This window comes from Mucilaginibacter frigoritolerans, from assembly GCF_007830615.1.
GTDB lineage: Bacteria > Bacteroidota > Bacteroidia > Sphingobacteriales > Sphingobacteriaceae > Mucilaginibacter > Mucilaginibacter frigoritolerans.
Window position 1 is genome coordinate 150268 of the sequence record NZ_VLLI01000004.1, and the last position, 22498, is coordinate 172765.

Consider the following 22498-nt stretch of genomic DNA (forward strand, 5'->3'; position numbering starts at 1 on the left):
TATTAAAGCGCAAAGAAAACTTAACACATTATTCTGTGTGCTTTAATTTATAAATAATTATTATGTAGAATAATAGGGTATTCTAATTGGTGGTTTAAACTTATGTATTTTTAATTAATATTAGAAAATTATTTTTATATAATTAATCAGAACTGTTAGTTATTCTTGTAACGGTTAATTTTTATGCCAGTAAATTAGGGTGGGAATCATTTATAGTTTTTTCAAAAACATCCCACCATAAAATTAACGATTGCTCCCATTTAATATCGCTCTTTCGTTTCAGTATTTTTAAATCAATTTCCCAGGGTTTGTATTTACCCCAATAATGTATTACAGCAATATTGGTACGCAATGATCGTCTTTTGTATTCAAAATAATAATCGGGTAACCTGCAATATTCATCAATATATCCCGAGGGTACATTAAACCGGTGATCAAGATGAAGTTGTTTATTGGTTGGCCAATTGCTGTAATAAACATTTAAAAACCCCTGGTCGCCGCCGTCTTTTGAGGGTAGTTCACTGATCGATTTTATTAATTTATTGAATCTGTCTTCATTTGGCTCAACTACTAAAAAGCCGGCATTAAAATCAATCCATGATTCATGCCCTGGATACAAGCCACCAGCCACAACAGCCGATAGGTCATCATGGTTAAAAAGCTCTTCAATATTATTGCAAACCAGCATATCGGCATCAATATAAACCACTTTGTCATATTCATACAGTTCAAATATGTGTAGTTTGGTAAACATCAGTTTAAAATTTCTTTCATCGTTTTCCAGCTTATGAGGGTTTTCAATAGCTTGTACGGTTTTATATTTTAGTCCTTTTGCCTTGAGAAAATCAATGCTTTTTTGAGTGATGTTTTCAGTAATAAGCACCAGTAAACCATAATTTTTGTTATGCCTTGATTAAGGGCCAATACTCCGGGTAAAAAGCTATCAGTCCCTAAATAGGTAACAAAAGTGCAGTTCATGGTGGTTTATTGGTTTTTGTTTATTTCTTCAAGCAGTGGTTCAAAGCAGGTATTAACATTAAAGTTTTCCGCTATAAACGTCATCGCGTTATGGCTGAGATAAGTTCTCAGCTCATTGCTTTCAATAAGTGATGCTATTGCATTAATAAAACCAATAGCATCATTAGCTACTAAAAATGCATGATCTTGTCCCGCCTCAATACCCCTGGCGCCATGTGGGGTAGTCACTAACGGGCGGCCATACGCCAGGGCCTCTACATTTTTAATTTTGAGACCTGCCCCAAAACGTACAGGATTTATCACGATATCTGCTTCTTCGTAAATTTTATTAATGTCGGGTTCAAAGCCTTTAATGCTGATGTTTTTTTGATTGTTTATGACTACGCCTTCGGCTACTGTACCATATATAGATAACTGCATTGCACTTTTTTCACTAATAGCGGGCCAGCAGTTATTGATGAAAAAGTTGATCCCATCCTTATTGGGTAAATAAGCACTTGCAATAAATACAATGTTTTTAACCTCCTTGCTGATGGAATGGTGATGAATTTGATGCGGATGTGGGCATAAAAGTGCTTTACCAGGTCCTATCATGGTATTTATTTGCTCATAATCGGGAGCGCAAAGCACCATTATTTTATCATAAACATTAAATATTTCGTTTTCTGTTTCACGGGGTAGCTCATAAAGGGCGCCTGCATAATTAAACCTTTTAAACTGAGCTGTACGCTCGCTGATAATATCGTGCGCATCCAGAATCAGTTTAACATCTTCCCTCAAAAAGTTTAAAAAGTAACTGCTGTGTATGTATTCAATAATCAGGGTATCAAAATGGCGGTTTTTCAAAAAAGCTTTTAGCTTTCGGCCGTAACTGTTGGAGTCGAGATATCGCTTTTTTTCGAGGATATGGAATTCGGCACTGTATTCGGCACTTAATATTTGCTCTATATTTTCGGGAGCAGGGCCGGTATTAACCACAGTTAACTGTACGTGGCTGGCCAGGTAAGCAATTAGCGCCGAAATGCGCATGCGGTGACCCGAGCATTTTTCCCAGAAACTAACATCCGTTACTAAAAGTACTTTTTTCATGTAAGGATTATTGCGATAGGGTTTATAAAACGAAACTATTAATTAAATTTAACATATCAAACTGCCTTGTAGATATTGTTATTGAAAAAAAATATTGCCGGATAGTTAATTGTTCTCATTTTTTATGCGATATTTTGCATCAGATTTTTTCTCCACCTAAATTGCCGATAACCTGAACCGATGAATAAAAAGATCAACGTTCCTCTTCCGTTAAATATAGGAGCCGATGAATTGCAGCTTTACCAACCCTACCAGCAATATGAGCTGGCACCGCAAAAAATCAGGAAGCTTAAGAACGTATTTGTGGGCTTTTCTGGTTTTTGTCTGAACAGCAAGGGGCTGATAAAAGAATGCCATCATAATTATCCGCAGCAGCATGATTATTATCTTAACGAGGCCGGCAAATATTATTTAGACGCGGAAGAACACCCCGAAAACCTGATAACACTTGATAACGACCAAACTTATCTGGCTATTCACCACCCATGGTTTAATTATTACCATTGGATTTGCGAATCCATTTTCAGGCTATGGATGGTAAGGCATCAATTGGATAAACTTGTTTTAGTGTTGCCTGAATATTATAAAGATGCCGATTTTATAATGGGATCTATAGAGCCTTTTAAGGTGAAGAACCTGATGTTTATTGCCAATGGGAAAAGTCTGTTGGTTAAGAATCTTTGTCTGCCGCAAATAAAGCCACTTTGCGACTCGTATAACAAAAAGCATTTAAAACAGGTAAGCAACTTTTACCGCAATTATGTATTAAAAGAAAAAAGACTTACCGTACAAAAAATAGAAAAATTATATGTTAGCCGGGAGCTGGCGGGAAGACGGGCAGTAGTAAATGAAGCAGAAATTTTAGCTGTTTTGAAAAAGTATGATTTTACTATTTTTCATCCGGAGCATTATACGTTTTTAAAACAAGTGGCTATTTTTAGTGATGTGAAATATTTGATAGGCACACACGGATCCGGCTTAACCAACCTGTTATTTATGCGTAAAGGTAGCGCGCTCCTCGAACTCCATAAAAATCAAACCAATGAATTGAATCATCCCAGTCCTTTGTTTTGGTACATGGCCGAAGCACTGGAGATAAATTATTACCACCAATCGTGTAAAACACATGGACGTGAAGATTATTTTGAAGGAGAGTATATTATTGACGCCGCCTTATTTGAAAAGAATTTGGTACTGATGCTTAATGGGTGCAACACTCATTAGCGAATGGGTTTAAAGGTATTGATCAAATCATTTAAATCATCTGCACTAACCAGCTCCGGGTTTTCAAATTGCTGCATGATAATGTTTTTTGGAAAGTAAAGTATACCACCTGTGGTTTTAACTTTCACCTCATCATCCTTAATACTATGATCCTTATAACTCCCTATCGATTGATCAATATTTGCTAAAAGCATCAACAACTCAACAATGGCATAAACGGGCAAATTGCTTTTAAACATATCGGCGAAAATACGTTAACAAATTATAAAATATAAATTATAGTTAAGTTAAGAAATTTGAAGTTAATTGCAATTTGTTAATATTTAATTGATATTAAAGGTGGTGTTTTTGTAGATGTATAACTAATTTTTGCTTGTTTATAAATTTACATAGCCGAGTTCATCCAGCTCAAAAATAGTTTTTATTGGGTGCGTTTTGGCATCTTTTAACAGGTATACGGTGTCGCTTACTTCCAGCAGATGGTTGTACATATGATCTGTAATCAACATGCCTTTGTTGGCTTTTTCTTCCAGCATAAACTGCTTTACGTTATCAATCTGGATAGGATTGAGGTGTGTAAAGGGCTCATCGAGCATGGCAAACAGCGAGGGCGTTTTTACGATAATATAAATTTCGAGTGTGCGCCATTGCCCCCCGGAAAGGTTACTTACCCTTTCATGCCGGCGGTCCTTAAAATCCGGAAAGCGATAAATAAAATCATCCATGCTGAGCTGGAAATCATTTAGAACAGTATAAATAGTAAATGATTTAGGGATGAAATTAAATTGCGGAAGATATAATAGCAAATGAGGCTTTTTACCCGCTTTATGGATCACGCTACCATCAAACCTTACCGAGTTGCTGCCAGCGTTGAGTGTTCCCAGCATGATATTCATCAAACAGCTTTTGCCCTGACCATTGCGACCTAACAGACCGGTTATTTTTCCGGTTTCGCATTTTAAATAAACGTCTGATAATATCCGGCGCAAGCCAAAATCAAGCTGAATGCCGTCTGCTTCAAGGGTGTGTATCATTTTTTGGTGTACAGGTATAAATGCAGCAATAAAACAAACCCCAGTATAAGGTTTAAGATGTATCCCGGTATACCCGCACTCATTTGAATGATGATAAGTAGCAGCCAGATTAAAAAATCAATTACTGAAGTAGCAATCAGCAACTGTATTTTGGAAACACCCAGACTCTGATAATAATACAACTCATTCTTTTTGTAAAACAATGCACCGTAAAACACAAGGGCTATGGTGATTACCTTATACCAAAACAATACGCCAATAATTTTATAAGCGTCATTACCCAAATGTGCTAAAAGAAAAACGCAGCTTAGCGATACCAGGAAATCAGCCAAAAACAGATCAAAATAAAACCGGGCAATAAGTTTAAGTGCACGCATTTAGGATTATAACGCAGGAAAACAATATAACGTATTTTTTAGTTTGAAAAAAAGATGCTGTAAATCAGTTATTAACCGGTGAGGGGCTTTGTTCCTGATCGGTTTTGAGTTTAGATACCAGGAAAACAATAAGGCCACCCAATAGCGCAATGATACCGAAGGACCAGCGCAGATTGGCATTTTGAGCAATATAGCCAACAAACGGAGGTACCAGCACAAAACCCAGGTAGCCCACCGTAGATATAGATGCCAGTGCCGATGAACTGCTCATGTTTTTTGATTTACCCGCCAAGCTAAATATCATAGGTACTATGCACGATACACCGAAGCCCACCAGTATGAAGCCTAGCGCAGCTATAACGGTATAGGGAAGAAAAACAGCTGTCATTAAACCGCAAAAAATAAATATGCCGCTAAATTTTAGCACCGTTTTTATGCCGACACGGGTTACCAGTTTGTCGCCTGCAAAGCGGCCGGTAGTCATAGCTACTAAATAAATTACAAAGGCTGCGGTGGCTATTGTTTTATCGGGATTTACTTCTTTTTGAAAATAGAGTGCGCTCCAATCATACATGGTATTTTCGCAGGCCATACTGGCAAAACAGATAAATGAAAATTTGATGAGGTATTTATCAGGCAATGAAAATACAGGTTTGCGTTCCTGCTTAATGGGTACCTGGTAAACGGTATCCTTAATAAAATATAAGGTAAACACTGTAAGCGCTATGCTCACAAAGGCAAAATGATAAGCCGGAGTAATGTTTAAATATACCATCAGCAAGCCAACAGCGGCCCCTGTGAATCCGGCCAGGCTCCATATGCCATGAAAACTGGCCATAATTGATTTATGGTATAAGGCCTGTACGGCAACCCCTTGTGTGTTTATTGAAAGCGTAAGGAGGTTGCGTGCCGAGCCAAAGCAAAAAAGCATAATAATAAGCTGTAGCATGCTGTTTGAAAAGCCAATGAGCAGGAGCACTAAGCTTAAAAAAAGTGAACCAATCAGCATAATAACGCGGCTGCTGTAGGTGCTAAGCAATCTGCCGGTTAAAGGCATGGTAAGCATTAGTCCAATGGGCAAGGCAAATAATACCGTACCCAGTTGTGCATCATTTAAATGAAGCTCCTGTTTAATGGTTGGGATGCGCGATGCCCAGGTAGAATATCCAAATCCTGAAATGAAAAAGAAAATTGCAGCGCCTATTCTTAGTTGCCGGGGGGTTCTGGTATGAATTTCCTGTTCGCTCACTGAAGTAATTAACTGGACTAAAATACAAGTTTGGCTTTATGAAAGTGAAAAAGTGCCACAAATGCCTATAAATAAAAATACCCGGATCAAAATCCAGGCATTTTCATTATAGAGCCATTAATGTTTTTAAAGCTTATTTACCCACCACTACAATATGAAAAGTTCCGGGTACTTGTTGTGGCCTTGGGTGTGCATTATCTGCAGTTGGGGCAACCGGTTTTAGCTGGGCTGTAGGTAAGTACAATTTATGAGTGTAGGTATCCACGGCAATGGTTCGTGCGCCGGGTTCAGTGGGTATATTTTCAACAAATTCAAATTTACTGGCACTTAGTTCGCGGATTACCGTTATGGTACCTTCACCATTTGAACTGTAGGCCAGTTTAAGCCCCGGATCAAAACCAACACCATCGCAACGACCAATAGGGAATTTTGCTACCTGTGTGCCGGTAGTGGCGTCAAGTACAATCATGGTTTGGTTACCACCGCAGCCAATAAACAGGCGGTTGGTTGCGCGATCCATTGCCAGGCCTGATGGTTCTTCACCACCGTCAAGTTTCCAGCGGTTAATTATTTTATAGGTTGATGCATCAATTTCCAGCTCTTCGTTGGTGTCTTCAATGTTTACAAATATTTTGCCTTTACCGTCAGATACACCGGTTTCAGGCTTGCCACCCAAAGGTATAGTTGCCACAACTGCGTCGGTAGCTACATCAATCACCGTAGCATCTTTACTGCGGCCGTTAAAGGCATATACTTTTTTGGAGAAATCATCATAAAAAATAGCATCGGGATTGGTACCTGCATCTACCGTTTTTAAAACCTGGTTGGTTTTCAAATCAAAAATGGTGATGTTGTTTGCACGGCCATTACTGGTGTAGCCTTTGTTAAAATCAGAAGCTATGGCAATGCCATGTACACCTTTGGTATCAGGAATGTAACTTACAGAATCGCCGGTTGCTGCGTTCAGAATATTTACCTGGTTGCCGTGCGAAGTATAGATCCGGCTGTTAGCTCCATCGGCTGTGATATAATCCCATCCTCCGGTGCTTTTTATAGGGTAATCTGTTAATACGTGGAACCCTGTTTTCTCTTGTGCAAAAAGATGCAATGGTGTATTGAGCGGCAGGCTGAAAAGCAGCAGACAAAGTGGTTTAAGAATAGATTTCATTTGGCTAATTTTTGATATAGTTAGCAAATGATTCTGTATAAATCCTGTATGAACTTGGACTAACGTCGCTTAAAAATATTTGGTTTTACCAGTTGTTGATCAAAGTATTGGATAGCAATAAATATCACCGGAATAAGTATAAGAAGCCATTTATAAGGTACGCTTGTAATGTTAACTTTTGCAAATACAGTAAATAAGCCAAAGACCGCTGAAATTACAGTGATAAATATTACTGCTACTATTATATTTAGCCTTAGCTCGTTATTCCTTTTTTGTTCTGTAGCTATTTTGCGGGTAACTTTTGCCGCAAAATTGTAGGATAGCCCCGTTTCGGGTTCCTTACCCAGCGCTTCAAACAGGTTACGGTATGCTTCTGCATCATCATTCAGGGGTATATTTCCGTTTAGGGATGGTTTACCATCCAGCCATTGTTGTAGCTCATCATCACTCATTTCCTTCATGGTAATTCATTTTTTAAATAAACCTGTATTTTTTCCTTTAGCAGCTTGCGCGCCCTGAAAAGGTAATTCTTTATCGTTCCTTCGGGCATGCCCGTAATATCTTCAATCTCTAAGCAACTAAACTCATTAAGGTGGTATAAAGTTAATACTGTACGGTACTTTTCCGGTAATTGCAGTATTAATTGTTCCACATAATTGGCTGTTTCTTTTTTGTTTAACAAATGTTCTGGCGTTTCGGTTGTAAAATGATAGTTTTCAATATCTTCCGGATAATCGCTTAGTTGGGCGCGGTTATATTTCCTTAAATAGTTAATAGCAGTTAAATAAGCTATCCGGGCTATCCAGGTTGATAGTTTGGATTGATGATTGAAACGGGCAAGGCTTTTATGTACCTTAATAAAAACCTCCTGGCATATGTCTTCCACGGCGCCTTCATCTTTAACCAGGCGGTGCACTACATAAAATACCAGGCGTTCATATTGTTTTACCAAGGCCTCAAAAGCGCGAACATCGCCATTGAGTACTTTGGTAATAACCTCCTTTTCATTAAACATATGCTATTAGTCAATCCTTATGCTTTAAAGGTTGCAAAAAATAAATTAAAAAAAAATGCAACCCTCAATGCGGGTGTGCTGACTACTGTTATAAATTCACTAAATTTAAAAAACATGAATAAGAACATCGCACCCTTCATAGCAATTATCATATTATTTATCGTCATTGCTGTAGTTATTATTAATTGGTTTAATTACCGTTTAAAGAAACGCATCATCGACTCAGGTCCTATTGATGCTGACGCTATTAGTTTTCTGAAAAGATTGTCAGACATGGGCCTTGAGCAGTTAAAATGGGGCGCTGTATTATTTTCAGGCGGGTTAGGGCTGGTAATATTGAATTATTTACCCTATGATTCTGATTCTCCATTGCCATACGGCCTCGAAATTATGTTTATTGCCGCAGGCTTCCTGGCCTATTACTTCATCGTCCGCAAGGCAGAGAATAAATAGATACCCTTCATACTGCCCGGTTGGATCCGCCGGGTAGTTTAATCCAAATTTTCCTAAATAAAATTGAAGAGCTTAACAAGCCTATAGCTACTGCTTTGCTCAAAAAATCACCATAAAACAATTACACAATGAAAAATATTTTTATAAATCTCATCGTCTGCACGCTACTGCTTTTTCTTTGCAGGGATGTTGCCGCACAAAGTAAATCAGGATATAAAATTCATGGCACAGTAGCCGATTCAGCATCTCAAAAGCCTTTGGATTTAATTACCGTTACCTTAACTGATGCCGATTCACATGTTGCATCAACCCAAACAAAAAACAACGGTGGCTTTGAATTTACCGGTTTAAAAAAGAAGATTTATAGTTTAAGCATCCGCGCGGTAGGCTACCTTGAAATTAAAACAACAATCAACTTACAAACAGATACCAATGCAGGTGTATTTTTATTAAGGGCCGATGTTAAAACATTAAAGGAAGTACAGGTGCGTTCATCAAAGCCATTGATTCAGCAAAAGGACGGCAAAGTGATTTACGACATGCAGGCCGACCCGGAAAGCAAAGCCAAAAGCGTGTTGGATATACTGCCTAAAATCCCTTTTATTACTGTTGATGCCAGTGGCAATATACAGCTAAAAGGCAGCGCCAGCTTCAAGGTTTTTGTAAACGGAAAACCATCGGGAATGATGGATAACAACCTAACCAATGTATTGCGTACTATGCCAGCCTCCACCATTTTACGTATTGAAGTAATTACTGTGCCGCCTGCAAAATATGATGCCGAAGGTTTAGGTGGTATTATTAATATTGTTACTATTAAAAGTACCGTTGATGGTTACCGGGGAACTTTAAGTGTAAGTGAAAAAGGCCCGCAGGGCGGGCCAGATCTGGGTAATTCCTTTTCCATAAAAGATGGTAAATTTGGTATAAGTGGTTATGACGGAGGAAGCATTTACAATAGCCCGCAAACTAATTTTTCAACTACACAACAAAGTTATGGTACCAGTGCATCCTCGCTTACGCAGGAAGGGTTTAAGCATAATAATAGCAAAAATGGCTATTTCGGCACCACTGTAAGTTATGAACTTGATTCTCTTAACCTGTTATCGGGCGAGTTTAATCTTTATGGCAATAATTACAATGGTGCAACGCATCAAACATCATTACTGGCCAATGCGGCCGGAGTTTTGCAGGGCTATACGCTGGATAATCAAAACAGGGGAAACGGTGGCGGTGGCGATGCTTCTTTAAATTATCAGCTTGGTTTTAAGGCCGACAAAAACAGGTTGCTTACTTTTTCGTACCGATATGCGGGTTACAGCAGTTTTTCAACCAATAATGTAGATCTATCGCAATTGGTTAACTACCCAACGCCCAATTATCAGCAACCCGATAATGAACACACACATGAGCATACCGTGCAGGCCGATCTGGTATTACCGGTAAAGAAAGTGAATATTGAGTTGGGTGTAAAGGCTATATTCCGTGCTGATGAAAGCAATTCTCAATACCTGGCGCTTGATTCCGTCTCACATCAGTATCAGCCCAACCAGGCGCTCCAAAACCAGTTTCATTATACCCAGAATGTGTATGGTATTTATAACTCATACCAGTTTACCCTATACAAATGGAATGTAAGCGCAGGTGCCCGTGCCGAAGAAACAGTGGTAGATGCCAGCTTTCTTTCAACCAGCACGGTTGCTAAACAAAATTATTTTAACGTAGTGCCTACCATCAATATTAGCAGGCCATTGGGCGATGGTAATCTGGGTTTTTCTTTCGATCAGCGGCTGCGCAGGCCTGGCATTAACAGACTTAATCCGTTTGTGGATCGTTCAAATCCTAATTTTATCACCACTGGAAATCCTGATCTCAAAGCGTCGGCGTTTGATAATTTGGAGGTTAACTATAGCACCGGCAATGGCAAAAAGCTCTCGATTTTTGTAGCTGTAGACCGGATTTTTGTGAGCGATCTGGATTTACAAGTCTCCAGTTTTGATCCGGCAACACAAGTTACCAGTGCAATCTATCAAAATACGGGTAAAGGAGGCGCCTATACCTTTATCTTTAACGCCAACTATAATCCCAATCATGTTTATGGCTTAAGTATTAACAATAATGCTACTTATTTTATGTTGAATGGCTATAGCGGTACGTCGCTTATTAGTTTATACCGATGGATGGATAATTTATCGATTTCAAATAATTTCAGGCTCGATAAAGGATGGAATCTGAGCGCTAACCTGAATTATGCAACAGTTTCTCCGGCTTCATTGCAGGCCGTTACAAATGCTTATTTGGGTACATCATTCGGGGTAAATAAAGAACTGGTTAAAAATAAATTGTACATAGCTGCATCAGTAAACAATCCGTTTACCCGGTTCCGTAATAATATTACCACCACATTAGGCCCTAATTTTACCGAAACCAATATTAATCAAACATACTTCCGTTCGGCATCATTAAGCCTTACTTACAATTTTGGCAGGCTGCAGAGCGAAGTAAAGAAAAACAAAAAAGGAATTGATAATAACGATGTGAATGATAGAAAAGGGGGGATGTAAAATAGTTAGTAAAACAGTTAGTGCATACGTCATAAAACACAACATCCTCTTTACGAAAAGCAAAGAGGATGTTGTGTTTTATATAACCAGGGAAAGTTTATTTTCCCGCGTTGCCGCTATTGTCATCTTGTTGCTGGCCATTGTCATCCTTAGGCTTGTCCTTTTTGAACTCCATCTTGCCAAATTTGTACATTAAGCTAATACCAAACGAACGTAATGGAATTTGGCGCAGGCTGCTCTGGTTAAAGTTAGAGCCATAAGTTGTTGTGTTAACATTAACATACTGGTTAAACGGATTGGCCGCTGTTAAGCCAATGCTGGCTTTTTTCTTCATGATTTGTTTGCGCACCGCAAAGTTGTAAAATATAAAGCCCGGGTTGGTTCCCTGTATGCCTTTTTGCGATGAGCGGTCATTGATGAAAAACTCACCGGCCAGATCATGACCAAAGTCGTAGCTTGCATTCAAGTTAATACGGTAGGCAAAACCACTTACCTGCGGATCACCGGGATTGGTGGTAATCCTGTTGGCAAAAAACATGTTTGAACGGAAAGTTAATTTACCTACCGGGAGTGAAGCATATAAGTTTACACCCTCGTTAACTTCCCTACCGATGTTATAGTTTTGGGTAAGCGAAACATTTGTATAATCTACACCGCCGACGGTATAGGATGGTAAAAATGTAGTAAATGATTGCAGATCGTTAGTGTTATAACGATAAAACGCTGCTACATAAATACTGGGCCCTTTATCAAACGATTTATTGTATCCCAGCTCAAAGTTATGCCCCAACTCTGGTTTTAAATCCGGATTACCGGTACTGATATTGTGCGGATCGCTAATATTATCAAACGGGTTAAGCTGGTTGTAACCCGGGCGCTGTAATCTGTATGAATAGCTGAATTTAATGCTCTCTGTTTTATCCAATTTGTGAGATAACACAAATGAAGGCGAAAGGATACCATATGATGGTAGGGTGGTATTCGGAAAATCAGAAGTCGCTGTAGTATATTCATACCTTACACCTGCTTTACCATCAATAAAGTTGTTAAATAATGAAAAAGTGGTTGACAGGTAGTAAGCAAAAATTTTACGGTTATACTCAAAGGAGTACGATTGAAGTGGATTATAAACGTAATCGCCATCTGTTAAAGTTTGGGTAACTACGCTGTTGTTAATATCTTCAATAGTTGCCTTGGCACCGGTTTCAATAGTGACATCTTTGGTAACGGGCTGAGTATAGTCAACGGAAATGTCTGTTTCTTTATCCGTTCCAGGATTGGTGCCTATTGATCCGATAGATGGTGTATTAACACCAGTATAACTTTGCAGCTGTGAGTAATCATTAGTAGTATTACTGTAGCTATAGTTGTATAAGAAATCAAGCTCCTGGTTTTCCTTATTGAAAGTTTTTTTATAGGCTAAACTAAAGTCGGTAGCATTGGTGCTAAACTTACTGAATGAGTTGTTAACACTCATGGTATCAAGCGAGCCACCCGCGAAAGTTGTAGTTTGGTTTTGATTGATTGCACCGCTGCTTTGGTTGCCAAAATGATTGTAATTAACAGCGGCAGTTAATTGGTCTTTTGGTGTGATATCCCAATTTAAGCTAAACCCCGAGCGGTAGCCACTTCTTTTGGATGCACTGCTGCCTTTCTGAGCTAAATTAGTTATGGTATCTCTGGTATTGCTGTAGGAAGTACGGTTGCTGCTGCTAGGTGTTGTACTGGTAAGCTGGCCATTGCCGCTAAAAAATACGCCGACACCAATTTTGCCTTTTTTGGCATTTAAGTTGAACGATCCGTTTTCTAAACGAGTGCCTGCTGATAAGTTTACGCTGCCGTTAACCCCTTGTACATTATTATCTTTTAAAATAATATTGATAATACCGCCTGTGCCGCTTGCATCATATTTGGCTCCCGGATTGGTAATTACTTCAATATTTTTGATCTGGCTGGCCGGAATAGCTTGTAAGGCATCTGTAATGCTTGATCCGAATACCGTTGATGGCTTTCCATTAATTAAAAACTGAATATTGGTATTACCCATCAACTCTACGTTGCCGTTAATATCAACCGATACCATAGGGACTTTTTGCAATACATCAAGCGCAACACCACCTTGTGAGGTAAGATCATTTGCAGGGTTATAAACCAGTTTGTCAATCTTGTTTTCAACCGCCGGAACTTTAGCTGTAATAACAACATCCTTTAGCATGTTTTGAACTGGGGCAAGTAAAACAATACCGAGCGATACGTTTTTGTTGGCATCGCTAACCGTAACATTGTTAATGGTTAGCTTTTTATAGCCCAAAAACTCAATGGTTATGGTATAAGTTCCGGTAGGTATATTATCAATTTTGAAATTTCCTTTTGGATCTGTAACGCCGCCGTTAAAGGGCGAAGTGCTGCCGGTTTTAAAAACGCTGATGGTAGCGTAGTCAACCGGGGTATTGTTGGAGGCATCGTTTACCTTGCCGCTAATTTTGCCATTATTACCGGTTGCATTGTTTTGAGCCTGCGCCGCAAAACCTAAAATTGTTAAAAATAATATAAAACAGATATTTTTCATCGCTTGAGTCAAGACATTAATCGACAAAAATGCAGCAGAATTTTGGATTAAAACTGAATAATATAGCTATAGCAATGTAATTGTTACCTTGTAAGTGTAATTGTTACATATTTAAATAACAATTATTTGTGGGTGATGGGCTTGGGGTGTCGGGGGATTTATTAATCGTCTTTAAGACTAAACATCATTCTGCTTTAGTATACGGATAATCTGTACAAAACGGCGTTTGTAATTTTTATCCATGGCGGTTATGGTAACGCCATGTTCTTTTCCTGATGTTGAATGGATAAATTTAAATTCATCGCAGCTATTGCATAAAACTATACCTATGTGCCCAATTTTGCGGGTATGTTTTTTTGTGCCGGTAAATAATATAATATCGCCGGGTTTTGCATCTTCTAATCTTATCTTTTCGCCAACGCTGATAAACTCGCAGGAAGAGCGGGGTACATTAAAATTGAAGCTTTTAAAAACATAGCTTACAAAGCCTGAGCAATCAAAGCCACGCAAAGGATCGGACATTGCCGAGCGATAACGTACACCAATTAAACTTTGAGCAAAATGGATAATACTATCGGCTGATACACTGTCGGTATTGAATGTGGTTTTGGAGAGGTTAACTTTATGGTGATGCCTGTTAGTTTTTAGTGCATTGGCAGTATTTGTCAATACAACTACCAGGCATACAACTGTGATAAAAGTTAATAAAATTCTCCTCATTTGCGAGGGCAATTTATCAGATTTATTTACTGTGCCCTAATTTTTTATTAAAAATGTAAAATTATTTTTTAAACATCTGTTAGTCAATGGCAATTGTTTTTTACTTCAGCCTTAAAATATAAGCACTAAACTGCCGCAAATAATCAGGGAGGCACCAACAGCCATTTTCCAGGTTAAAGGCTCACCTAAAAATACTACTGCCAAAACAATGGCAATAGCAACACTTAGTTTATCAACAGGAGCCACCTGCGATACTTCGCCCAATTGCAAAGCTTTAAAATAACAGATCCATGATAAGCCGGTAGCGCATCCTGAAAGAACCAGAAAGGTCCAGTTTATTTTGGTTAGCCCACCAATGCCGGTGGTTGCACCGCGGGCAAAAGCAATGCCCCAGGCAATAATCAATATCACGGCAGTACGGATAGCTGTTGCCAGGTCCGTATCAACACCTTTAATGCCTATTTTTGCAAAAATGGCAGTCAATGCCGCAAAAAAGGCTGAGAGTAAAGCAAATATCCACCACATAGTAAACCTGATTTTGAATAAAAAAAGCTAATATAGATGTTGAATTTGTATAAAATCTATTGTTTTACAAGGAAGGTTGATTATAATCCAAAATCTTTACAAATTTGAGTTAGTACATTTGATAAAAAAAGTTTTGAAAATACTGATCATCGAAGATGAAGAGGGGCTGCGTGAAAGTATTGAAGAATACTTTACTGAAGACGGTAATATTTGTGAAACAGCCCACAATTACCAGGTTGCCCTATCCAAGGTGAATCTTTACCGTTATGATTGTATTTTACTGGATATTACCCTGCCCGATGGCAGCGGTATGGATGTTTTGAAAATTATAAAAGAAAACAATTATCCCGACGGGGTATTGATTATCTCTGCAAAAAACTCATTGGATGACCGACTCGATGGCCTTAACCTCGGTGCCGATGATTACCTGGTAAAGCCATTCCATTTATCCGAATTAAAAGCAAGAGTAACTGCCATCATCAGGCGCAAAACTTTTGGCGGCAGCAATCAGCTTGTATTTAATGAAATTACTATTGATCTGTTATCAAAAGAGGTAAAAGTTGGCAAGCAGCCCATAAAATTTACCCGTAAAGAATATGCTTTATTACTTTATTTTTTAGCCAATAAAGGAAAGGTGGTTTCAAAAAATGCTATCGCCGAGCACCTTTGGGGCGATGGTATTGATATGGCTAATAACTTTGATTTCATATATTCGCACATCAAAAATATCCGCAAAAAATTAATGGAGGCAGGTTGCAAGGATTATATTCAGGCTGCTTACGGTATGGGCTATAAGTTTATTGATTAATGAAACTTTTAGCTAAATATAATAGGGTAAACCTAATTACCACCATTGTAGTAATGCTGATAACCGGCATTATTTACTACCAGGCCATTAGCTGGATATTAACCAACCAGAATGATAAAGACCTTGTGGTTGAAGAGCAGGAGGTCTTTGACTATGTAAAACTTAATCATCAATTACCTCAAACCTTCCAGTCAGATGATCAGCAAATTACTTTTACCGAAGCCCCGCCGGGCTCAGTAAAACGGGAGTTTATCAATACCATATACTTTAAAAAGGTAGAGGAGGATGATAAGCCCGAAAAACACAGGCACCATCATCATCATGAATATGAAGCGGGCCGTGGTTTAGTAAGTTCTGTTACCGTTGGCAATCAATATTATAAAATACTGATAGTTGAATCGAAAGTTGAAACGGAAGATCTTATTCAATTAATATTCACCATTACCATTTGTGTTATTTTATTACTGCTGGTTACATTGGTGGTTACCAATCGTTTAATTTTAAACAGAATTTGGCAACCTTTTTACAGCATAATGAAAGAGCTAAGGGGCTTTAACATTGCAGATACCAAGGAAATACCACAGGTAGAAACCACCACCGATGAGTTTAAGGAACTAAACAAAACAGTGGTAGATATGGCTGCAAGGGCCAAACTTGATTATAAAGACCTGAAAATATTTACTGAAAATGCTTCGCACGAATTACTTACTCCAATAGCGGTAATTAATTCAAAGTTAGATACCCTTATCCAAACGGAGAACTTTAGCCCGCAGCAGAGTAAACTATTGAACGACTTATATGGTGCAGTATCACGTTTAAATCGTTTAAATCAATCGCTTTTATTGCTGGTTAAAATTGAGAACCGGCTTTTGCACGAGCAGCAGCAAATTAACCTGAAAGAACTGACAGAAGAAATGATAGGTCAGTTTGAAGAGATTTTTCAGGATAAAGATATCCAGCTCAATTATAATTTAGATGATAAAGAAATTTATGCGAGTCATTATCTGCTGGAAATATTATTGAGTAACCTTATCAATAACGCAATAAGACATAATTATCGTGCAGGCAGCATTAATATAACCTTAACTGTCCAAAGCCTTATAATTCAAAATACGGGTGAAAGTGTCCCTTTGGCAGAAGAGAAGATATTTACACGTTTCCATAAATCGTCAAAATCTGAAGGCAGCGGCCTGGGGCTTACTATTTGTCGGCAGATTTGTGAAAACTTTAATTATACGCTCAATTATTCGTATCAGAATAGCTATCACACCTTTACAATAACTTTCTAACTCTTGTAATTATATACTAATTTATAATTGCCAATATTGAGGCATCCCAAAATAATCCAAAATTATATTATAGTTTAGCATCAAAAACGGCATTATTTAATGAAATTATTTTTCAGCCTGTTCCTGTGCACACTTGTATGTTCTGTATCACTGGCGCAAACGTTAACCCTTGATCATTACCTTGATGTAGCAAAAAGCAACAGTCCATTATTAAAGGATCTGCACAATCAGGTGGCTTCCAACCAGCAGGATAGTTTACGTTTACGGGCAGGTTATAAACCCCAGGTAAACCTTAATAGCGCTGGTTTATATGCGCCAACTATTGATGGTTATGGTTATGCCGGCGCAATCACCAATGAGCATACTTTAAACGGCTTAGTTGGTATAAACCAGTCTATCGTCAGTAAAAAAAATCTGGATGCGCAGTTGCAGGCCATCACACTCCAAAGTCAGTCAATTACCAATGCTTCAAAAATATCTGAGCAGGATTTAAAAAAGGCTATCACTACTCAATACATAACAGCATATGGAAGCTTGCAACAATTTAAGTTTAACCATGAGGTGGTTGATTTATTGAGCAAGGAAGAGGAATTGCTTAAACAGCTTACCCGCTCAAACGTTTATCACCAAAGTGATTACCTTACTTTCTTGGTAACGTTAAAACAACAACAGTTGCAGCTTTTACAATCGCGCCTGCAATATAAAAACGATTATACTACTTTAAATTACCTGGCCGGAATTGCCGATACCAGTATGATTGAATTACAGGAACCGGTAATACAACAAGCACCAAGGCCCGATGTTAACAGCAGTATATTTTTCAGGCAATATAAAATTGATAGTTTAAAACTGATTAACAGCCGCCAGCTAATTGATTTTAGCTATAAACCCAAAGCAAATTTACTGGCCGACGGTGGTTATAATTCGGACTTTATGGGGCAGGCATATAAAAACTTTGGTGTAAGCGCCGGGTTTACTTTTACTGTTCCAATTTATGATGGCGGACAACGTAAAATGCAGTATAAAAAGCTTTCACTGGCCGAAGAGACACGTGAAAATTATAAGGCTTTTTTTGATACACAATACCGTCAACAAATAGCACAACTTAAACAACAAATAAGTGAGAACGAGAATTTGCTGAACCAGATAGATGAGCAGTTAAAATACACAGAGAGTTTGATAAAAGTGGATAACCAGCTTTTACAAACCGGCGATCTGCGGATTGCTGATCTGATACTTGCTGTTAATAACTATCTGACAGTGAAAAATCTGCGCACTACTACTAATATTAATAAATTACAGCTCATCAATCAGTTAAATTACTGGAACCGGTAATATGAAGACCTTCAACTCAAAATATTTACGCAACGGCCAATTATGTATTATTATTGGCCTTACATCGTTATTCATTTCGTGCCACAGCAATGATAAAGCTGCCGGTGATGATAGTGATGCCAAAGTGACCTCGCAAACGCCGGTTACGGTAACTACGGTTGATGATAGCACATTAACAGATTATATTGACCTGAATGCTACTTCAACCACGCTTCAAAAAAATTATGTAAAATCAAACGCCAATGGTTATGTGGAAACCGTTAATGCACAGCTTGGGCATAACGTTAACAAGGGCGATGTTTTATTCACCGTAAAAACAAAAGAAGCCCAAAGTATTGGTAATAGCATTAATATTTTAGATACCACCTTTAAATTTTCTGGCGTAAATAAAATAAGGGCATCGGCACCGGGTTATATTTCGCAAATGAGCCATCAGAAGGGTGATTATGTGCAGGATGGTGAGGCATTGGCTGTGATAAGTGACCGGTCGAGCTTTGTGTTTTTATTACAGGTGCCTTATGAACTAAAGCAATTTATAAAAATAGGCCAGCAGATTGACCTGATATTGCCCGGTGGAACTAAAATTCCATCATTCGCAAGCTCTTTTATGCCAACTGTTGATACCGTTTCACAAACACAGGGCGTTGTGCTTAAATTAAATTCGGCCCAGCAGATCCCCGAAAACCTGATTGCCAAAGCCCGTATCGTCAAATCGCAAAAAACAAATACGGCCTCGCTTCCAAAATCGGCAATTCTTTCAAACGAAACACAAACGGAGTTTTGGGTAATGAAGCTTATCAATCCAACAACGGCCATAAAAGTTCCGGTTAAAGAAGGCATCCGGACAGGAGATCGTGTGGAGGTTTTATCACCCAAATTTTCGGCTCAGGATAAAATAGTTGTTAGCGGTAATTACGGATTACCAGATACTGCCAAAGTTAAAATTGTTGCGCAATGATCCCTAAAATACCAATAAAGGAAACCTTTATAAGCCATCGTAAGCCTATCAGTTTGGTTTTGGCCATTGTTATTATGGCAGGTGCGTTTGTGTATACCAAATTGCAGACTTCGCTTTTCCCTGAAATTACTTTTCCCAAAATAAAAGTTATAGCTGATGAGGGCTTACAGCCGGTAAATAAAATGATGGTAACGGTTACCAAACCGTTAGAGAATGCTATAAAGCAGGTACCTGATTTGCAGAATGTTAGGAGTACCACAAGTCGTGGTAGTTGCGAAATTTCTGCGTACATGAACTGGAATGCCGACATTGACCTGAGCTTGCAGCGCATACAAACCAGTATTGACCAGATAAAGAATGATTTGCCTGCTGATGTAAATATTACGGTAGAGAAGATGAATCCATCTATTTTACCGGTAAGCGGGTATACGTTGGAGAGTCACAACCGTTCGCCTATTGAACTACGGCAGCTGGCAACTTATACGGTTAAGCCGTTTTTATCGCAGGTTGAAGGTGTTTCAGAAATCAGGGTAATAGGTGGTAAGGCAAAAGAATACTGGATCACGCTCAATAAGCAAAAAATGAGCTCACTGGGCCTAACGCCTGATATTATCAGCACCACTTTAAGTACTACCAATTTCGTAAAGTCTGAAGGTTACCTGAGCGATTATAAGATGTTGTATTTAACGGTTACTGACGCAACCATAAATGCTAAAGATCAGCTGGAGAACCTGGTGGTTAGTAATAATCGCAAAAGAGTGATTAGATTAAGAGATTTTGCAGATATAGCCATACAGGAAAGTATTGAATATACGCGCATTAATGCCAATGGGCACGATGGTGTTTTAATAGCTGTTATTAAACAACCCAATGCCAACCTGGTATCATTATCTGCAGATATGGATGATAAAATTGGGCAGCTGCAAAAAATATTGCCGCATGATGTTACCATTAAACCTTACTATGAGCAGGCCGATTTTGTTAACGACTCGGTTAAAAGTGTAAAGGATAGTTTGTGGATAGGGTTGTTATTAGCCATAGTTGTGGCTATCATATTTCTTCGCTCGGTAAAGGCAAGTGCCGTTATTTTAATTACCATACCGGTTACCTTATGCCTTAGTTTAATTGTTTTGTATACTATAGGCTATACCTTCAATATTATGACCCTGGGTGCTATTGCTGCAGCCCTCGGTTTAATTATTGATGATGCCATTGTGGTAGTTGAGCAAATACACCGTACCCATGAAGAACATCCGGGCGAGCATCCGCTTTTATTAATTAAAAAAGCAATTGATTATTTGTTTCCGGCTATGCTGGGCTCATCAATAAGCACCATAGTGATTTTTGTGCCTTTTTTACTGATGACTGGAGTGGCCGGAGCTTATTTTACGGTGCTTACCAATACTATGATTATTACGCTTACCTGTTCGTTTTTTGTAACATGGATTGGCCTACCAACTATTTATATTTTACTAAGCAGGCATAAGCAAAATACCGCTGTACAAAAGCAGGAAGAAGTACATCACGTTAAAAAGCAACGTTGGGTAAAATGGTTTATTTTGAGGCCCTACGTGAGTCTTATTATTTTAGCGGGATTAATTGTTGCCATTATAATTGTACCGCCATTGCTGGAGACAGGCTTTTTGCCCGAAATGGACGAAGGCAGCATTGTATTGGATTACAGCTCGCCGCCGGGTACCTCATTGGATGAAACCGACCGGATGCTGAGGCAAATTGAGAAGATTATCACCAATGAACCAGAGGTGGCAGCATATTCAAGGCGTACAGGTACCGAAATGGGTTTTTTTATTACGGAACCCAATCGTGGTGATTATTTAATTCAACTTAAAAAGAAACGTGATAAAACTACCGAAGAGGTAATAAGCGATCTGCGCGGAAAAATAGCAGCTAACCAACCTGCATTACGGATAGATTTTGGCCAGGTAATTTCTGATATGCTTGGCGACCTGATGACTTCGGTACAGCCTATTGAAATAAAAATTTTTGGCGATGATCCGGATAAGCTGCATAGCCTTTCAAAGCAGGTTGCAGAAGTAGTTAGCGGAGTAAAAGGCACTGCCGATGTTTTTGACGGAATAGTTATTGCAGGGCCTTCGGTAAGCATTGATCCTTATTATAGTAAGCTTGCCCAGTATAATATTACACCGGCCAGTCTGCAGTTCCAGGTACAAACCTCATTAGAAGGAAATGTGATAGGAAATATGCTGGAGCGCGAGCAATTATCGCCTATACGCATGGTATACCCTGGTAACCGTAGTTTAAATGTAGAAGGAATTAAAAACCAAACGGTATTTGTGCCTAACGGAAAACTGGTGCCCATCAGTGAATTGGCATCGGTTGTTTTAAGGTCTGGTGATGCCGAAGTTAATCGTGAAAACCTGCAATCAATTGGTATTGTTAGTGCAAGGTTAGAGGGCGGGGACCTGGGATCGGTTATTCCAGCCATTCAAAAAAGTATCACTCAAAAAATAAGTTTGCCGCAGGGATACCATATTGAATATGGAGGCGATTATGCCCAGCAACAGCAATCATTTAAAGAATTGCTCATTATTTTAATTACATCAAGCTTGTTGGTGTTTGCGGTAATCCTGTTTTTATTTAAACAGTTCCGGATCGCATTTTTAATATTGATAGTAGCCGTTTTGGGAATAGCCGGCAGTATGTTGGCCTTATTTATAACCAAAACCCCTTTAAATGTAGGTAGTTATACCGGCCTTATAATGATTGTAGGGATAATTGGCGAAAATGCCATATTTACTTTTTTGCAATTTAAACAAAGGGCCATTGAAAACCTGGTCAATAATGTTGATAATAGTATTGATGAAGCCATTATCTTCTCTATCTCAACCCGCTTGCGTCCCAAACTGATGACCGCCTTAGGTGCCATAATTGCCTTAATGCCGCTGGCTTTAGGTATTGGTGCCGGTGCCCAATTACATCAGCCTTTAGCCATTGCTGTTATTGGAGGCTTTATAGTAGCATTGCCACTCTTATTGGTTGTTTTGCCAAGCTTAATTCGCATTTTTTATCGCCATGAAAAATTTCAGGATAAGATAGAACAACTCGTAAATAAGCAGTAAAAGTTTTAGGAAATTAGTTAAATGTGCCTGGCAAAGTATTTT

At 38.7% G+C, this 22498-nt stretch carries 20 protein-coding genes; 8 read left to right on the forward strand and 12 right to left on the reverse strand.

The genetic code is table 11. The features are described 5' to 3' along the window. Nucleotides 1–181: 181 nt before the first annotated feature. Nucleotides 182–883 (reverse strand): glycosyltransferase, encoded by a 702-nt coding sequence (locus tag JN11_RS08295; RefSeq protein WP_170227718.1) that lies wholly within the window; start codon nucleotides 881–883, stop codon nucleotides 182–184. 101 nt (nucleotides 884–984) lie between these two features. After that, nucleotides 985–2067 (reverse strand): glycosyltransferase, encoded by a 1083-nt coding sequence (locus JN11_RS08300; protein WP_144911560.1) that lies wholly within the window; start codon nucleotides 2065–2067, stop codon nucleotides 985–987. Between the two features lie 180 nt (nucleotides 2068–2247). Here JN11_RS08300 and JN11_RS08305 point away from each other — a divergent pair, with 180 nt between their 5' ends. Continuing rightward, nucleotides 2248–3291 carry a glycosyltransferase family 61 protein gene (locus tag JN11_RS08305; RefSeq protein WP_144911562.1) on the forward strand — a complete coding sequence of 348 codons (1044 nt, stop codon included), beginning with the start codon at nucleotides 2248–2250 and terminating at the stop codon, nucleotides 3289–3291. Here the strand turns inward: JN11_RS08305 and JN11_RS08310 are convergent. From JN11_RS08310 to JN11_RS08340, 7 genes are all read right to left on the reverse strand, one after another. Beyond that, nucleotides 3288–3530, reverse strand: a complete 243-nt coding sequence (locus JN11_RS08310; protein ID WP_144911563.1) for a hypothetical protein — start codon at nucleotides 3528–3530, stop codon at nucleotides 3288–3290. The genes JN11_RS08305 and JN11_RS08310 overlap by 4 nt on opposite strands. A gap of 138 nt (nucleotides 3531–3668) precedes the next feature. Next, nucleotides 3669–4325: an ATP-binding cassette domain-containing protein gene (locus JN11_RS08315; RefSeq protein ID WP_144911565.1), complete on the reverse strand. Its 657-nt coding sequence runs from the start codon at nucleotides 4323–4325 to the stop codon at nucleotides 3669–3671. Next, the gene (locus JN11_RS08320) at nucleotides 4322–4702 is read right to left on the reverse strand and encodes a hypothetical protein (RefSeq protein WP_144911567.1); all 381 of its coding nucleotides are present in this window, start codon (nucleotides 4700–4702) and stop codon (nucleotides 4322–4324) included. Before JN11_RS08320 ends, JN11_RS08315 begins: the two co-directional genes overlap by 4 nt. A gap of 64 nt (nucleotides 4703–4766) precedes the next feature. Then, on the reverse strand, nucleotides 4767–5951 hold the full coding sequence (locus JN11_RS08325; RefSeq protein WP_246138965.1) for an MFS transporter: 1185 nt from the start codon (nucleotides 5949–5951) through the stop codon (nucleotides 4767–4769). A 133-nt stretch (nucleotides 5952–6084) separates the two neighbouring features. Further along, nucleotides 6085–7119 carry a YncE family protein gene (locus tag JN11_RS08330; protein WP_144911569.1) on the reverse strand — a complete coding sequence of 345 codons (1035 nt, stop codon included), beginning with the start codon at nucleotides 7117–7119 and terminating at the stop codon, nucleotides 6085–6087. A gap of 59 nt (nucleotides 7120–7178) precedes the next feature. Beyond that, nucleotides 7179–7580 carry a hypothetical protein gene (locus JN11_RS08335; protein ID WP_144911570.1) on the reverse strand — a complete coding sequence of 134 codons (402 nt, stop codon included), beginning with the start codon at nucleotides 7578–7580 and terminating at the stop codon, nucleotides 7179–7181. Next, entirely contained in the window at nucleotides 7577–8134 is a 558-nt protein-coding gene (locus tag JN11_RS08340; protein WP_144911572.1) for an RNA polymerase sigma factor, read from the reverse strand. The genes JN11_RS08335 and JN11_RS08340 overlap by 4 nt, the downstream gene beginning before the upstream one ends. Before the next feature lie 114 nt (nucleotides 8135–8248). On the opposite strand from JN11_RS08340, the gene JN11_RS08345 reads away from it, so the two are divergent. Both JN11_RS08345 and JN11_RS08350 read left to right on the forward strand, forming a co-directional pair. After that, nucleotides 8249–8587 (forward strand): hypothetical protein, encoded by a 339-nt coding sequence (locus JN11_RS08345; protein ID WP_144911575.1) that lies wholly within the window; start codon nucleotides 8249–8251, stop codon nucleotides 8585–8587. Nucleotides 8588–8715: 128 nt separating this feature from the next. Further along, on the forward strand, nucleotides 8716–11151 hold the full coding sequence (locus JN11_RS08350; RefSeq protein WP_144911577.1) for an outer membrane beta-barrel family protein: 2436 nt from the start codon (nucleotides 8716–8718) through the stop codon (nucleotides 11149–11151). Between the two features lie 97 nt (nucleotides 11152–11248). Here the strand turns inward: JN11_RS08350 and JN11_RS08355 are convergent, their stop codons facing one another. From JN11_RS08355 to JN11_RS08365, 3 genes are all read right to left on the reverse strand, one after another. Then, on the reverse strand, nucleotides 11249–13720 hold the full coding sequence (locus tag JN11_RS08355) for an outer membrane beta-barrel family protein (RefSeq protein WP_144911579.1): 2472 nt from the start codon (nucleotides 13718–13720) through the stop codon (nucleotides 11249–11251). 177 nt (nucleotides 13721–13897) lie between these two features. Next, a complete protein-coding gene (locus JN11_RS08360; protein WP_144911581.1) occupies nucleotides 13898–14440 on the reverse strand; it encodes a C40 family peptidase in 543 nt (180 codons plus the stop codon). A gap of 111 nt (nucleotides 14441–14551) precedes the next feature. Further along, nucleotides 14552–14965 (reverse strand): EamA family transporter, encoded by a 414-nt coding sequence (locus JN11_RS08365; RefSeq protein WP_144911583.1) that lies wholly within the window; start codon nucleotides 14963–14965, stop codon nucleotides 14552–14554. Between the two features lie 133 nt (nucleotides 14966–15098). Here JN11_RS08365 and JN11_RS08370 point away from each other — a divergent pair, with 133 nt between their 5' ends. The 5 genes from JN11_RS08370 (at nucleotide 15099) to JN11_RS08390 (ending at nucleotide 22456) form a co-directional block, all read left to right on the forward strand. Further along, complete coding sequence (locus tag JN11_RS08370; RefSeq protein WP_144911585.1) at nucleotides 15099–15773, forward strand: response regulator transcription factor; 675 nt, start codon at nucleotides 15099–15101, stop codon at nucleotides 15771–15773. Continuing rightward, nucleotides 15773–17062, forward strand: a complete 1290-nt coding sequence (locus tag JN11_RS08375) for a sensor histidine kinase (protein WP_144911586.1) — start codon at nucleotides 15773–15775, stop codon at nucleotides 17060–17062. The genes JN11_RS08370 and JN11_RS08375 overlap by 1 nt, the downstream gene beginning before the upstream one ends. A 99-nt stretch (nucleotides 17063–17161) precedes the next feature. Next, a complete protein-coding gene (locus JN11_RS08380) occupies nucleotides 17162–18397 on the forward strand; it encodes a TolC family protein (protein ID WP_144911587.1) in 1236 nt (411 codons plus the stop codon). Nucleotide 18398: 1 nt separating this feature from the next. After that, nucleotides 18399–19355, forward strand: a complete 957-nt coding sequence (locus JN11_RS08385) for an efflux RND transporter periplasmic adaptor subunit (RefSeq protein ID WP_144911589.1) — start codon at nucleotides 18399–18401, stop codon at nucleotides 19353–19355. Beyond that, a complete protein-coding gene (locus tag JN11_RS08390; RefSeq protein WP_246138966.1) occupies nucleotides 19352–22456 on the forward strand; it encodes an efflux RND transporter permease subunit in 3105 nt (1034 codons plus the stop codon). The genes JN11_RS08385 and JN11_RS08390 overlap by 4 nt, the downstream gene beginning before the upstream one ends. Nucleotides 22457–22498 lie beyond the last annotated feature (42 nt).

What these genes read in the sequence shown, in the direction of transcription:
- JN11_RS08335 (WP_144911570.1), bottom strand. Translation starts at nt 7,580, where the DNA reads ATGAAGGAAATGAGTGATGATGAGCTACAACAATGGCTGGATGGTAAA.
- JN11_RS08375 (WP_144911586.1), top strand. Translation starts at nt 15,773, where the DNA reads ATGAAACTTTTAGCTAAATATAATAGGGTAAACCTAATTACCACCATT.
- JN11_RS08390 (WP_246138966.1), top strand. Translation starts at nt 19,352, where the DNA reads ATGATCCCTAAAATACCAATAAAGGAAACCTTTATAAGCCATCGTAAG.
- JN11_RS08380 (WP_144911587.1), top strand. Translation starts at nt 17,162, where the DNA reads ATGAAATTATTTTTCAGCCTGTTCCTGTGCACACTTGTATGTTCTGTA.
- JN11_RS08315 (WP_144911565.1), bottom strand. Translation starts at nt 4,325, where the DNA reads ATGATACACACCCTTGAAGCAGACGGCATTCAGCTTGATTTTGGCTTG.
- JN11_RS08350 (WP_144911577.1), top strand. Translation starts at nt 8,716, where the DNA reads ATGAAAAATATTTTTATAAATCTCATCGTCTGCACGCTACTGCTTTTT.
- JN11_RS08360 (WP_144911581.1), bottom strand. Translation starts at nt 14,440, where the DNA reads ATGAGGAGAATTTTATTAACTTTTATCACAGTTGTATGCCTGGTAGTT.
- JN11_RS08355 (WP_144911579.1), bottom strand. Translation starts at nt 13,720, where the DNA reads ATGAAAAATATCTGTTTTATATTATTTTTAACAATTTTAGGTTTTGCG.
- JN11_RS08340 (WP_144911572.1), bottom strand. Translation starts at nt 8,134, where the DNA reads ATGTTTAATGAAAAGGAGGTTATTACCAAAGTACTCAATGGCGATGTT.
- JN11_RS08345 (WP_144911575.1), top strand. Translation starts at nt 8,249, where the DNA reads ATGAATAAGAACATCGCACCCTTCATAGCAATTATCATATTATTTATC.
- JN11_RS08330 (WP_144911569.1), bottom strand. Translation starts at nt 7,119, where the DNA reads ATGAAATCTATTCTTAAACCACTTTGTCTGCTGCTTTTCAGCCTGCCG.
- JN11_RS08365 (WP_144911583.1), bottom strand. Translation starts at nt 14,965, where the DNA reads ATGTGGTGGATATTTGCTTTACTCTCAGCCTTTTTTGCGGCATTGACT.
- JN11_RS08320 (WP_144911567.1), bottom strand. Translation starts at nt 4,702, where the DNA reads ATGCGTGCACTTAAACTTATTGCCCGGTTTTATTTTGATCTGTTTTTG.
- JN11_RS08300 (WP_144911560.1), bottom strand. Translation starts at nt 2,067, where the DNA reads ATGAAAAAAGTACTTTTAGTAACGGATGTTAGTTTCTGGGAAAAATGC.
- JN11_RS08310 (WP_144911563.1), bottom strand. Translation starts at nt 3,530, where the DNA reads ATGTTTAAAAGCAATTTGCCCGTTTATGCCATTGTTGAGTTGTTGATG.
- JN11_RS08385 (WP_144911589.1), top strand. Translation starts at nt 18,399, where the DNA reads ATGAAGACCTTCAACTCAAAATATTTACGCAACGGCCAATTATGTATT.
- JN11_RS08305 (WP_144911562.1), top strand. Translation starts at nt 2,248, where the DNA reads ATGAATAAAAAGATCAACGTTCCTCTTCCGTTAAATATAGGAGCCGAT.